The 13,608-nt window shown below is 45.8% G+C and carries 9 protein-coding genes; 4 read left to right on the top strand and 5 right to left on the bottom strand.

What is annotated here, in order from left to right:
* Positions 1–4: 4 nt before the first annotated feature.
* Both ACHUFN_RS05440 and ACHUFN_RS05435 read left to right on the top strand, forming a co-directional pair.
* The gene (locus tag ACHUFN_RS05440) at positions 5–3,259 is read left to right on the top strand and encodes a WD40/YVTN/BNR-like repeat-containing protein (protein ID WP_394221291.1); all 3,255 of its coding nucleotides are present in this window, start codon (positions 5–7) and stop codon (positions 3,257–3,259) included.
* Positions 3,260–3,412: 153 nt separating this feature from the next.
* Positions 3,413–5,485 (top strand): TonB-dependent receptor, encoded by a 2,073-nt coding sequence (locus ACHUFN_RS05435; RefSeq protein WP_394221290.1) that lies wholly within the window; start codon positions 3,413–3,415, stop codon positions 5,483–5,485.
* Between the two features lie 120 nt (positions 5,486–5,605).
* On the opposite strand, the gene ACHUFN_RS05430 is transcribed toward ACHUFN_RS05435, so the two are convergent.
* Together ACHUFN_RS05430 and ACHUFN_RS05425 are read right to left on the bottom strand one after the other, a co-directional pair.
* Entirely contained in the window at positions 5,606–6,136 is a 531-nt protein-coding gene (locus ACHUFN_RS05430; RefSeq protein ID WP_394221289.1) for a PepSY domain-containing protein, read from the bottom strand.
* Between the two features lie 152 nt (positions 6,137–6,288).
* On the bottom strand, positions 6,289–7,356 hold the full coding sequence (locus tag ACHUFN_RS05425; RefSeq protein ID WP_394221288.1) for a hypothetical protein: 1,068 nt from the start codon (positions 7,354–7,356) through the stop codon (positions 6,289–6,291).
* A 49-nt stretch (positions 7,357–7,405) separates the two neighbouring features.
* Here ACHUFN_RS05425 and ACHUFN_RS05420 point away from each other — a divergent pair, with 49 nt between their 5' ends.
* Together ACHUFN_RS05420 and ACHUFN_RS05415 are read left to right on the top strand one after the other, a co-directional pair.
* The gene (locus ACHUFN_RS05420) at positions 7,406–8,725 is read left to right on the top strand and encodes a radical SAM protein (protein WP_394221287.1); all 1,320 of its coding nucleotides are present in this window, start codon (positions 7,406–7,408) and stop codon (positions 8,723–8,725) included.
* 10 nt (positions 8,726–8,735) lie between these two features.
* Positions 8,736–9,584, top strand: coding sequence for a DUF547 domain-containing protein (locus tag ACHUFN_RS05415; RefSeq protein ID WP_394221286.1), 849 nt, complete (start codon positions 8,736–8,738; stop codon positions 9,582–9,584).
* Between the two features lie 61 nt (positions 9,585–9,645).
* On the opposite strand, the gene ACHUFN_RS05410 is transcribed toward ACHUFN_RS05415, so the two are convergent.
* The 3 genes from ACHUFN_RS05410 to ACHUFN_RS05400 are packed head-to-tail and all read right to left on the bottom strand — an operon-like array spanning position 9,646 to position 13,389.
* The gene (locus ACHUFN_RS05410) at positions 9,646–11,880 is read right to left on the bottom strand and encodes a xanthine dehydrogenase family protein molybdopterin-binding subunit (protein ID WP_394221285.1); all 2,235 of its coding nucleotides are present in this window, start codon (positions 11,878–11,880) and stop codon (positions 9,646–9,648) included.
* Positions 11,867–12,892 (bottom strand): FAD binding domain-containing protein, encoded by a 1,026-nt coding sequence (locus ACHUFN_RS05405; RefSeq protein WP_394221284.1) that lies wholly within the window; start codon positions 12,890–12,892, stop codon positions 11,867–11,869. The genes ACHUFN_RS05410 and ACHUFN_RS05405 overlap by 14 nt, the downstream gene beginning before the upstream one ends.
* Complete coding sequence (locus ACHUFN_RS05400) at positions 12,892–13,389, bottom strand: (2Fe-2S)-binding protein (protein WP_394221283.1); 498 nt, start codon at positions 13,387–13,389, stop codon at positions 12,892–12,894. The genes ACHUFN_RS05405 and ACHUFN_RS05400 overlap by 1 nt, the downstream gene beginning before the upstream one ends.
* Positions 13,390–13,608: the final 219 nt, after the last annotated feature.

Here is a 13,608-nt window from a genome sequence, read left to right as displayed (position 1 = left end):
AATAATGAAAAAGCTTTTAAAAGCGGCAGTTGCTGTATCGGTTGCACTTTCGTGCACGGCCTCATTTGCAGATAAAGATGATAAAGCTGACATCTTTAGCAGCTCAACATTTAAAGCCATGGAGCTTAGAAGCATTGGACCTGCATACATGTCTGGGCGAATTGCTGATATCGCAATTGATCAGAATAATCCTTCTACGTGGTACACAGCTGTAGGCTCGGGCGGCGTATGGAAAACGACCAACGCGGGCACGACGTGGACACCTATTTTCGACGACCAACCTGTTTACTCCATTGGCGATGTCACTATTGCGCCAAGTAATTCGAACATTATTTGGGTAGGAACTGGTGAGAACAACGGTGGTCGCCACATAAGCTTTGGCGACGGCGTTTATAAGTCTGTTGATGGCGGACAAACCTGGAAGAACATGGGTTTGTCTAAATCAGAACACGTTTCAGACATTATTATTCACCCAACAAATCCAGACATCGTATGGGTGTCGGCGCAAGGTCCACTATGGACTGGCGGTGGCGAACGCGGGTTGTATAAAACTACCGACGGTGGCAAGACGTGGAAACAAGTTCTTAAACCTGCCGACGAATGGACAGGTGTAACATCGCTACTTATTGACCCGCGCAACCCAGACAAATTATACGCAGCAACTTGGGCTCGCCAGCGCACTATTGCAGCCTATGTAGGCACAAATGAAGGCGCAGGCATTCACACCTCTAACGATGGCGGTGAGACTTGGACAGAGCTTAAAACAGGCTTGCCAACAGGCAATCTTGGCAAAATTGGTATGGCGATATCGCCAATGAACCCAGATGTGATTTACGCCACTATCGAAACAGACAATCGCGGCGGCGGCTTTTATCGCTCAGCCGATCAAGGCGCAAGCTGGAGCAAAATGTCTGACGAAGTAGGCGGCGGCACGGGACCTCACTACTACCAAGAGATTTTTGCTGATCAACATCAGTTTGACCGTGTGTATATTGCCAGTAACTACAGCAAGGTGTCAGACGATGGCGGTAAGACGTGGACGCCAATTAATACCAAGCGCAAACACGTTGATGACCACGCAATTGCGTTTCACCCTACCGATCCTGACTTTGTGTTAATGGGGTCGGATGGCGGCATTTACATGTCGCACGACAGAATGGACAACTGGCGTTTTATGGCTAACTTGCCACTTACGCAGTTCTACAAAGTGGCGCCTGACGATGCTACACCGTTTTACAATGTTTATGCGGGTGCACAGGATAACTCTACACAGGGCGGCCCTTCGCGCACTATGCGTAAAGAAGGGATTAAGAATAAAGACTGGTTCTTGACTTTAGGTGGCGACGGGCACCAGCCGGCTGTTGAGCCTGGCAACCCTGACATTATGTACTCGCAATGGCAGCAAGGTAACTTGGTTCGCGTTGATATGAAAACCCGTGAAGGCGTTTACGTAAAACCACAGCCATTGCCAGGCGACCCAGCAGAGCGATTCAATTGGGATGCACCAATTAATGTATCGGCTCACGACCCTGCGCGAATTTATTTTGCATCGCAGCGCGTTTGGCGAAGCGACAATCGCGGCGATAGCTGGACTGCGATTTCAGGCGACCTGACCAAAAACGAAAACCGCATGCATAAGCCGATGATGGGGCGCACTTGGTCAGTGGAAGCTGGCTGGGACTTATACGCCATGTCAGAATTTCACACCATCGCTAACTTTGCTGAAAGCCCAGTTGATGAAAACATTCTATGGGCAGGCACCGATGACGGTATTATTCAGGTAACCACCAACGGCGGTGAATCTTGGAAGAAAATTGAGCTGGACGATATTAGAGGTATTCCTGAAAATGCGTATATCAACGATATTCGTGCCGACTTGTTCGACCCTAATACGGTGTACGTAGCGCTTGATAATCACAAATATGGTGACTATAAACCTTATCTTATTAAATCGACAAACCTAGGTAAAAGCTGGACTTCACTAGCCGATGACTTACCAGAAAAGCACTTAGTTTGGCGTATAGTTCAAGACCACGTAAATAAAGATTTATTGTTTATTGGTACTGAGTTTGGCGTATTCTTCTCGGTAGATGGCGGTGAAGACTGGGTAGAGTTAGACGGTGGTATGCCAACTATTTCAACCCGCGATGTGAAAATTCAGCGCCGTGAAAATGACCTGGTAGCAGGCACGTTCGGCCGTGGTATTTACATTCTTGATGACTACGCGCCGCTTCGCTCTTTAACAGCAAAATCGATGCAGCAAGAAGCTATTTTGTTTGCACCGAGTCGCCCAGTTAAATGGTTCCAGTTAGATGACAACCACACCGATTCTGACGGTGATGATCGTTTTGTGGCTGAAAACCCAGAACATGGCGCAACGTTTACTTATTACCTTAAAGACAGCTTGCTAACGGCCAAGGAAAAGCGCCAAGAGGCAGATAAAAAAGCTGTTGAAAAGAAAAAGTATCCTAAGTACCCAAGTTGGGAAGCCGTTGAAGCTGAAAACAATAAAGCTGCGCCTGCAGTGTACATTGAAGTGCGCGATAGCGAGGGTGATATGGTTAAGCGTGTTGAAGGCAGCACGAAGAAAGGCCTGCATCGTTTAACGTGGGATATGAAATACACGTTGACCAGCCCGCTTACTGATAAAGACAGCAAAGACAAAGGCCTAATGGCGCTGCCTGGTAACTACACCGCAACACTGTTTAAGCGCGAGGGCACTACGGTAACGGCGTTGTCAGAACCTACGCCATTTGAGCTAGCGTCTATTTACGAAGGTGCGCTTGAAGGTGCGACGTCTGATGAAATTACGGCTTACGGAGAAGCGGTAACCGAAGCTCAAAAGCGTGCAATTTCATCGTCTGCGGTATTGAAGCAGCTTAAAGAAACCTTAGCACTGCTACGCACGGCCATTGACCGCACGCCTAGCGATGTTAAAAATCTTGAAGCGCAATACGCGGCTATTCAAGACGAACTTAACGCTGTGAACGTGGTGTTGTTTGGCTTAGAGTCACGTGAAAAAATGGGCATTAAGCCAGCAAACGTAATGAGCCGTTTAAGCTACGCTCGCTCTGCATTAGGTTCTACCTATGGCCCAACGCAGCAGCACAAAGATCAGCTTGGCTATGCCAAAGAAAGCTTAAATAGTGTCGTTACTCGTGTTAGCACATTGCAGCAAAATACAGTGCCAGCACTGCAGCAAGCTGTTGTTGACGCAGGCGGCCCATGGACGGTGGGACTACCTGTTATTGCGAAATAGCTTTTGCTAAAGCATTAGCATGCTAATTACGCGGCAGTTAAATACTGCCGCGTTTTTTATTGTAATAATCAACCATGATTACCGCTTTCAACTACAATTCACGATGCTTTCTCACTGGCGAGACTGACTTTGTTGTCTTTTGAGTTTGGTTCAATGCCATTTAATCTTTTAAAAATATCTCCACGTGTAGCGATGAGCATTGTCGCTTTTCTACCGCCTGTTTGTTTTGCGCAAAGTGTTTACATTGCTCAAAGCGCGGAAACTGCCCAGAGCGCTGAAAACCCCCAGAGCGATGAAGAACCCCAAAGCGCCAAAACTTCCCAGAATATTCAAAATAACAATGTAGAGCGCTATACCGTTACTGCCACTCGACCTTACTATGACGAAACCTTATCGCGTATTTTTCCGCAGTATCAGTTCGATAAAGCTAATCTGGTATCGCCACTTCACACCAACGATATATTGCTTCAATCTCCATCGGTGTCGCTAAATGGGCAAAGTGGGCAAATTCAAAGTATTAATATTCGCGGCTATTCCAGATGGCGTATTCAAACTTTGTTGGACGGCGTACCTATAGTGAGCGACAGGCGAGCGGGCTCCAGCATTGGTTTTGTCCCCCCAGATTTCATTTCATCGGTTTCGGTTTTGCCTGGTGCCGCATCAACTTATTTAGGTTCAGGTGCATTGGGTGGCGCGGTTAACCTTCTTCTTTCAGACACGCCAACCCCCTATGTAAGAATGGGGTACAGCAGTAATCAACAAATGAAAGCATTGAGCTATGCCGACACATCAAACGATAAAGGAAAGACCGATTGGAATATGTCGCTGCGCAGTGCAAATAATGGAGAGGATGCAAACGGCAATACGCTTTTCGATGAGTTTGAGCAAACTGCACTGTTTGTTCGCCATCAGCCCAAAAGCGGCGTAATTAAAGAAGTATGGACACTGTATACTGATAACAAAGATATTGGAAAATCGAGTAGCGACTTTCCAGAAAGCCGAGTTACCACTTACCCGAAAAATACGCACTGGCTTGGCAAGCTTTCTTTTGCAGCTAAGCAACTATCTGGGGGAATATGGTGGCACCAGTCAAGCCTAGACACTACCGTGTTGCGACCACAAACGCGTATTAATGAAAGTGAAAATTCTGCCTTTGATTACGGTTTCGACATTAAAACGCAAAGTGAATGGCAAGATTGGCTAGTGAACTGGCAACTGCAGGTTTCAGGGCGTGAGGGTATAGTGGCAGATGAAGCTGAGTTTAGCTTAATGCCATCATCAACTGGCTTACTAAACACGTTGCCTGCACGCTCTTTCAACCCTGAATTGGCTTTTGAAACCCGTACGTTGAATGCCAGCGAAATTAACACCGCAGGTATTGTTGATGCTTCAAACCAGTGGGGGCGTTTTTCGATAGCCGTTGGCGGCAGAGTGGACTGGCAACGCCAGTCAAACAACGATGTTACAATTACAGGTGCTAATACAAGCGCCACCGCCACCTCCAAGGCTACAAACCTGAGTGGATATATAGGCACTAACTATCAGCTGTCGAATCACTGGGCCGTAAGCGTGTATGTATCGAGCGCATTTAGAAACCCGTCTTTGACCGAGCGTTTTTTTGCCGGTGAAACGCCGCGAGGCAAAGTGTTAGGCAGCACGGCTCTTGAAACGGAGCAAGCGATAAATACGCAAGCAAGTTTGGCTTACAGTAATAAATATGTGCAGGGCTCTGTTGATATGTTTTACCAGCACATTAACGACTATATTGAACGTATTTCAATAGCCGACGACGTACTTCAATACGCAAACTTAAACAGCGCCACAATAAAGGGCGTAAGCTACCAGCTAAATTGGCAATCGAGAGAGGGGATGCTTGATGCTCGATTAAGCGGCATGTGGATGCAGGGGGAAGACAATAAAAATATGGCCATTGCCGATATACCTGCAAATAATCAGCGCCTTGATGTGGGCTTACGTTGGCATGATACTCGATTCTTCACCGTATTGGCTTATCGGGCAAGCAAATCAGATATAGCCGACGGAGAGCGCGCCCTTGATGACCTCTTTACACTAGATGTAGGGGCCAGTTGGCAGTTCAATGAACGTACTCAATTTCAGGTAAGCTGGAGTAACCTAACCAATCAACATTTTTATACCAGTGCGGATGACAAAGCGGCGTTTGCTCAAGGAGAAAGCGTGCAGCTAGCACTGACTTATTTGCTTTAAGTTTACGAAGCTGGGCAAACTTCAGTTACCAGAATACTTATACCAAAATGCTTTACCAGATTGCTTTTACCAGAACAGTTATACCCGAATATTTTTACCAGAACACTTATACCAAAATACTTAGCTGCGCTGCTTCTGAAATTTATTTTTTCGGTATTTGCTTTTAAGCGTGGTGATTAACATCACCAAACCCGTAAGCCAAAGAATAAACAGCAATATAGCGGCAGGTAGGAAAAGCCACAGTTTTGCGCCTTCAAAAAACCAACTACCGTCGTGAATCGCTTCTATGGTATCTGCGCGTCGGTAGGCCACTTGCAGTACATCACCGGTTTGCGCGTTTAGCTGAACTTCCCAGTGGTTTTTGCCACGCACTTTTATAATGCCTTTGCCTGGGCGCACGTCTAACCGGTCTATGTCATCCCACGTGTTTAGGTTGGCCTGAGGGGCTTTGTTCACGGCATCTAAGACTTGCTCAAACGACAACGTGGGAATGCGGTTTTGCGCTTTTTGAGTAGGAGGCTGAATCCAGTCGACTTCTTTTTTAACCTGCAATAACAGGCCGCTACCAATAACAATGATCACAGGAATAAAAATAACAAGGGACAGCCACAAATGAATACTACGGCTGTACTTGCGAAGGGTAACCGACATGACTAAGCACTTAAAAAAAGAAAAGGTGAAAACGCCCGTTATTATACGTGAAACCTGATATGCAGTAAAAACACCCCACCGTGACGATTGCGCGTTTAAACGGAATCTGTTTCGGGCTCAAGCAGTCGTCGCAAGTGGAAGAGGATAACATCTCATTCAATTATTGGGTGGTTAAAGTGAAGCTTGGTATCGCAAGTAAGTGAAACCACCGATTCTGTTAGTGTAAGCTCGCCAATTTCCTGCCACGTGGCTTTATCTATGCCCTTCTTATGGAAAGGGGCTGCCGATAATATCCAAGTTAACGTGTGATTTGGATAGTGCTGAAGTGACAGCTCATCGCGAAAATCGTCTTTGTCTACCAAAGGTGTACCTGGTTTATGCGATGCTTTCAGCCAGTATGGGCCATTACTGTTTTTAGATGATGTATTTCGCGTGTTATCACTTGCTTTTGAAGCGTTACTTGTCTTTGTTTCTTTAGCTTGTTTTTCGGCGCCTAGGCTCTTTTTAGTTAAGGTAACTACATTTGCTAACTGAGACACTGGCCTAAACCGGGCGTTCGCTTTATTACCGCTGAATGCTTTATCTGCCTCCTCCAAATCACTTTCCAAACGGTATGCAGTAAGCAGCTGGCTAAAAGGTGGAAGTTCGCCAAGCGCTGGTTCATTTGTCATAGGTAAATTAGCGACATATTTTGTTTTGGTGCCGCCTAGCGAGTGCATAAGAAATATGTTTTCAGTGACTTCACTTGTGAGGTCAGGAAAGAGCTTAATAGCAATGCCAAAAGCGCGCTTATCACGCTGCTTAGTGCCGCTTAAGCTAACTGAGGCTCTTACTATTACCGGAACTTCAGTTTGCGCAAGATAAAGCCCAGAATAGGGGCTGTGTCGATTTATTTTCCATGTGCCTGAAAAACAAATTCCGTTTGCCTGCAACAGTTTATGTTCAGTGCCTAAGTCTATAAAGTTTGCGTGTGATAAAAGCGTTCTTTTGGCGTGCTTTAACAGTACGTTTTCATCGTTACTGTCAAAATTATCACGGGTTACTTTGTATTGGGGAAGATAAGGGTAGGGGTCTGAAAATACGCTGCTTTTAACCGTGTCAAATACGTCTTTTTGAGCAGAAGTAGCGAGCGTGTTGATACTAGCCGAGGCGGCCTTTAGCAAGACAAGATGCAAAACCAGAAGCACAAAAAAACAACGCACGTTGAAAGTATTTTTCACGGTGCAGGGTCTTAGTTGATACTGTGAAGTTCTAATAAGGCGCATAACGATGGCGTGCTCCCCTGGTAACACTAGAAATCAACAACTTGCTTTTACTCAAAAGCGCATGGGTGAACACTTCACGCCAAATCAGCTTCTAGGGCGTACCCATACCATCGGCTGTGTAGCTGTTGAAATCACGCAAAAGTGTAATCTTGACTGCACCTTATGCTATTTGTCAGAACATTCGCAAGCAGTTCGTGATATTCCTATTCAAGAAGTATTCAGACGACTAGACAATGTGTTACGGCATTACGGCCCGGGCACAAGCGTTCAAATTACAGGGGGCGACCCCACGCTAAGAAAGCACCGCGAGCTAATTGAAATTGTTGAATATGCCAACAAAATTGGCTTGCACACCGCACTTTTTACCAACGGAATAGCAGCAACGCGAGATTTACTTTCAGCGCTAGCCAAAGTGGGTTTAAACGATGTGGCGTTTCATGTCGATACCACTCAAGAGCGTAGCGGCTTTAAAGGTGAAAAAGCGCTAAATGAAATTCGAAGCGAATATATACAACGCGCTAAAGGCTTGGGCTTGATGGTTATTTTCAATACCACCGTTCACACTGAAAACTTTCATGAACTTCCAATGCTGGTAGACTTTTTTGTGAAAAATGCCGATGCCGTCAGTTTCGCTTCGTTTCAGCTACAAGCGGAAACAGGCCGAGGTGAATGGGGTGCGCGAACCGATGTTGTCGACGCTGTTACTGTGAAAGCCGCCATAGAGCAAACGATCAGCAAAGCGTTACCGTGGGAGAAAGTTCGTATAGGACACAGTGACTGTCATAGCTACATGCCTACCTTAGTTACAGACAACCAAGTTTTCTCGGTTGTTGATGACGAAAAAATGTTTGCGCAATTCATTGAAGATTTCAAGCACATTCAAACCACTCGGCAAAACGGTAAAACAAAAATAGTGTGGGATTACGCGAAAGCTTTGGTTAAGCAGCCGCGCTGGATTTGGAAGCTTACCAAAGCCACATCTATCAAGTTAACTGAAATGCGCGCAAGTTTGCTTAAAAGTAAAGGGCGAGTGCACAAGCTTTCATTTTTCGTACAAAACTTTATGGATGCGAAAAACCTTCAGCAAGACCGAATTGGCGCCTGCTCGTTTATGGTGATGACCACCGACGGCCCAGTTTCTATGTGCAAACACAATGCAGAGCGTGACGAGCACATCTCAAAGCCAATTAGTTATACCAACCACCGTGGCCAGGTTAAGCAATATCAACCTCTTGGTGAGCGCTATAAACAAGATAATGTAATTCCAATTCGCCACATCGATGACACTTCAGCGAACCCAGAGCAAGTTATTAAACGTGTATAAGGACACTGCCGTGCAGAAGATTCAAATTCCCCAATTTAAAAGCGTTTTCACGGTTTTGCTGTCGGTTCTTGTGCTCTCTAGTTGGCCCGTTTCAAAACCTACGCACGCCATTGAAAACCCAACAATACGCAGTACAGAAAAAGCCGATGCCAGCAAGCTGGTGCTTGCTTATCGCAAAGCGCTGCAAGATTGGTCGTATGTGTTGGAAAATTATGTAGATGAACAGGGGAGAACTGACTTTAAAGAACTTTCAAAAGAGATAGCTCCCCTTGAAAACGTTGTTTCATTTATCGGGTTTGCCAGCCCTTCAATGACGCCCGAACTTTTCGATTCGCCACAAAAAGTAATGGCTTACCATATCAACGCTTACAACGCGTTAGCCATGTACGGCGTAATAGAAGAAGGCATCCCCGATGGCTTCACTAACTTCTTTTCTCGTGCGGGTTTTTTTAAGTTTCGCGATGTAGTTATTGGTGGAAAAGTAACGAATTTATATGACTACGAAAATGAGGTTATTCGACCGCTTAACGAGCCCCGCGCCCACTTCGCACTAAACTGCATGGTGAAAGATTGCCCTCGGTTACCACAACAACCTTTCTACTCTGACACCTTGGATGAAACATTAGAACAAGCCACTTACGAGTTCTTTTCTAAAAAGCGGCATTTTTACTTAGATAACGAGAAAAAACGCGCGTATGTTTCGGAAATTCTCGACTTCTACACCGAAGATTTTGTGCCTTCTGGGAAAGCTAAAGACCTACCGCAATACATAAACCAATACCTTAAAACGCCCATTCCAAAGGGATACAAACTTCGTTTTATAGATTATGATTGGAGGATAAATGCGCAACTAGACTAGTCACAGTATGGCCGTTTATCGTTTTTAAGAGTGCGGCCACTAAGGGCCGCTTTCCAGATAGCTAGCCTTGAATTATTTTGTCCATAGTAATAGGAAACGCCCGAACCCGAACACCCGTGGCATCAAATATTGCATTGGCAATAGCAGCGCCAGCGCCAGTTATGCCTAGCTCCCCTATACCTTTTGCGCCAACTGGCGAAGCTGCATAGTCAGGCTCTTCAAGAAAATCCAAGCTTACCTCGGCGATGTCTCGGTTTACTGCAATATGATATTCTCCAAAATCTGGGTTTATAAAACTTGCTGTATCTTCATGGTGGTGAATCCCTTCGGTCAGGGCATATCCTGCACCCCACACCATTCCCCCCTTTATTTGAGAAGAGGCAGTTTTTACATTTAAGATTTGACCAGCGCTAAACATTCCGTATTGACGAAGTAGGCGAACCTCGCCTGTATATTCATCGACTTCAACTTCAGCAAAGTGTGCGCCACAGGAATATTGCTCATCATCGCTGCTATCATCTTCAGATATCTTTCCCGTAGCTGCCAACGGGAACGCAGTGTCTGGTATATAGTCTAAAACGGAAAAGTAGCGCTCGACGTTATTCGTATTACTTGAATCGGCACTGTCGCCTTGATCAGCCTCTGTGTTCGCTCTAGCCTTCAGCTCACCTTCCTCGATAGACAAATTAGCATTACTAAGCTCACTTGGAAGCCTACTACGAATGGTATCGATGAGTGCTTCACATGCTCGCTTAACCGCAGAGCCCGTGCTCGCTGCTCCGAACGAACCTCCTGAACCACATGAGGCAGGATCGCGGCTGTCGCCTAGTTTAACAGTAATGCTATCCACCGAAGTACTCAGCGTGTCGGCCGCAATTTGCGCAAGTATGGTATAAGTGCCGGTACCAATATCGGTCATATCAGTGCGCACAGTAACAGCTCCGTGAGCATCAACTTCAACTTGTGCCGCGCTTTCAACTAAAACATTCATTCGCATGGCACTGGCAACGCCATGACCAATACGTTTTCCAGAGCTTGGTTGCGGCTTATGCTGCCAGTTGAAACGTTGTGCACCTTGGCGAAGGCACTCTCCTAAATTGTGGGTAGTGAAAGGCACGCCTTTCATGGGGTGAACTATAGGTAAATTTTTAATACGGAAGGTAAGAGGATCTACTCCGGCTTTGTGGGCAAGTTCATCTATTGCAGACTCGAATGCTAAAGAGCCAATGGCATCACCAGGTGAACGTGTAGAATCAATAAGTGGTAAGTCTACGTCTTTTACTTTGTGCGAGCTTTCAATATATTGAGACTTATACGTAACACGAGCCCCAGCCCCCGTAGCCTCTGCGAACTCATAGCCTTTCGCCTTTGGCATCGCACTTTTATGAATAATGCTTAAAAGCATGTTTTCGCTATTGGCGGCAAGTTTAATTTTTTGCGTGCTGTGACCTCTATGAGGCGTGTTGTAAAATACTTGTCGTCGACTAAGAACGACTTTTACGGCACGCTTTAAATACCGCGCCCCGATACAAGCAAGAATAGCATCGTAGTGTAATCCAAGCTTAGAACCAAAACCTCCTCCTACAAATGGACTTTTAACTACAATATTATCAGCATCCATTTCTAGCGTAATCGCCAATGCTTCAACGGCAGATGCGACAATTTGCACACTACAAAAGACTTCAAGTTTATCACCGTTAAACTGTGCAATTGTGGCGTGAGTCTCCATAGCGGCAGATATCTGAGACGGGGTAGAGTAGGTACTATCTATAGCATAAGCGATATCATTGGAAGTGGGCGGCTCGCCAGAAGTTGCATCTGGTTCGAAACCTCCATCTAAAGAATCTGGTGTTAGTGTTGCTTCGTCAAAATGTTTCAGCAAATCTGGGGTTTCACTGTCGATAGTGAATTTAACTAAACTTGCCGCATAACGCGCTTGCTCCAGAGTATCTGCAACAACCAATGCCACAGGGGCGCCGAAATGACGAACATATGGCTCATTTAATACCGCGCGGCTTTGGGTGAATCGACTTTCATTTGCTGGCTTACTGAAAGGTTTCAGCGGCCCTGCATTTTTGTATGTAATAACAGCGTGAACACCTTCGGCCTGCTCGGCGTTGCTGGGGTCAAGTGAAGTAATTTTGCCCACGGCAGTGTCGCTTGCCACTAACCATCCAACTAGCGGTTTTCGTTCGCTCAGGTGTTCTGCGGCATATTTTGCTTGGCCTGTAACTTTCTGTGTACCGTCAATACGGTTTACTGCTGTTCCAACAGTGTGTGAGTTAGGCGTTGCCATGCAAAGCTCCTTCGTGATTTGGGTTCTTTCGCTGATACGCTGAAAGTTCAGTGAGCACTTTTACTAACGTGCGGCGCAGAAGCTCTGGCTTGAAGTCGTTACTACCAAAGGTTTTTGCTTGAGACAGTTCAGCTTCAGCTGCCTGTAATATGACATCAGGTGTAACCTCCGCGCCCTCAAGTATGCGTATAGCTTTTTCTGGATACCAAGGTTTGGTACCCACGCCACCAAAGGCAAGATTTATAGTTTTAACTCGGCCACCTTGCACTGTGAGCGCCGCCGCTACTGAAACTAGCGCAAAGGCGTAAGAGGAACGGTCACGCACTTTGTGATAATACTGGGTGCCAATGTTGGCTTTCTTAATACTCACGTGCGTTATAAGTTCGCCGTCGGCCAGAACGCTTTCTTTGTCTGGTGTATCTTTAGGCTCTTTGTAGAATTCTCTTAACGGTATTTGACGGTTATTGCCGTCTGGCTGCTGAGTATTTACAACAGCGTCAAGCGCTATCATGGCAACGGCCATGTCTGATGGGTGAGTCGCTATACAATGTTCACTTGTGCCAAAAATTGCGTGAATACGGTTCATGCTAGTTAATGCCGCGCAACCTGAGCCAGGTTCTCGTTTGTTGCAGCATTTAGTCGTATCGTAAAAGTAATAGCATCGAGTGCGCTGTAACAAATTGCCCGCAGTAGTTGCCCTATTTCGAAGTTGCACGGTTGCTCCACTTAACAGAGCTTGAGCAAGAACGGATAGAGTAGGCTGGGAATGAGCAAACTTTGCTAACGTTGAATTGCTCACCATAGCGCCTATATGGAAGTGTGAGTCGTCTTCAGAGATAGTATTTGCACTTTTCCACTTAGCTAAGTTAATTAAGGTTTTTGGCGTTTCAACCTGAAGCTTCATCAGGTCTATCAAGTTAGTGCCTCCAGCCAAAAAACGGGTTGATTTGTTAAATGGGAAGCTATTAAGCGGTGTATTTTCATTAAAATGATGAAGGTCAAAAGGCCGCATTATTGTTTCTCCAGTGCAATAACATCTGTGATTGCATCAACAATATTAGGGTAAGCTCCGCAGCGACAGAGGTTGCCACTCATACGTTCGCTGATGTCTTCTTTTATTGAAGCGCTACCGCTGTAAGTCACAGCGCTTGGCTCGCCGTTGGCTATTTCTTGAAGTAGCGATACACCTGAACATATTTGTCCAGAGGTACAGTAACCACATTGAAATGCGTCCCTTTCGATAAAGGCTTGCTGCAGAGGGTGAAGGGCGTCGCTTTTACTTATGCCTTCTATTGTTGTCACCTCACAACCTTCAAGTTGGAACGCAAATACTAAGCAAGCGTTCACGCGCTCACCGTCGACGATAACGGTGCAAGCACCGCATTGTCCGTGATCGCATCCTTTTTTTGTTCCAAACATCGCTAAATGCTGGTGAAGAAAGTCGAGAAGTGTGGTTCGTGGATCTTGAGGAAGACTGACGTCTTTCCCGTTTAGGTTGAGTGTTGTCATGGAAGTGTCCTTCTACCAATAAGCGCAATTTCAATACTCCATAGAAATAAGCGCGACGAGATAAAGGTTCCTACGACTAAGTGGCTAGTTTGGTTTTCAATTACGTGCTGATTTAACCCGAGACAACACCTTGAGATAGATGCTGGTGACCAAGTGGTGTAAAATGTTCAAGCAAAGCACAAGAGGCGCAGTTTTACAGTGCAGTTTGCTTAAAGCGAT

The organism is Alteromonas gracilis (genome assembly GCF_043642145.1).
In the GTDB taxonomy this organism is placed as follows: Bacteria; Pseudomonadota; Gammaproteobacteria; order Enterobacterales; family Alteromonadaceae; genus Alteromonas; species Alteromonas gracilis_B.
This window is presented reverse-complemented; position numbering and strand designations above follow the sequence as displayed.

Coding starts and splice junctions, on each gene's coding strand:
- ACHUFN_RS05440 (WP_394221291.1), top strand. CDS start 5: ATGAAAAAGCTTTTAAAAGCGGCAGTTGCTGTATCGGTTGCACTTTCG.
- ACHUFN_RS05435 (WP_394221290.1), top strand. CDS start 3,413: ATGCCATTTAATCTTTTAAAAATATCTCCACGTGTAGCGATGAGCATT.
- ACHUFN_RS05430 (WP_394221289.1), bottom strand. CDS start 6,136: ATGTCGGTTACCCTTCGCAAGTACAGCCGTAGTATTCATTTGTGGCTG.
- ACHUFN_RS05420 (WP_394221287.1), top strand. CDS start 7,406: ATGGCGTGCTCCCCTGGTAACACTAGAAATCAACAACTTGCTTTTACT.
- ACHUFN_RS05410 (WP_394221285.1), bottom strand. CDS start 11,880: ATGGCAACGCCTAACTCACACACTGTTGGAACAGCAGTAAACCGTATT.
- ACHUFN_RS05405 (WP_394221284.1), bottom strand. CDS start 12,892: ATGCGGCCTTTTGACCTTCATCATTTTAATGAAAATACACCGCTTAAT.
- ACHUFN_RS05400 (WP_394221283.1), bottom strand. CDS start 13,389: ATGACAACACTCAACCTAAACGGGAAAGACGTCAGTCTTCCTCAAGAT.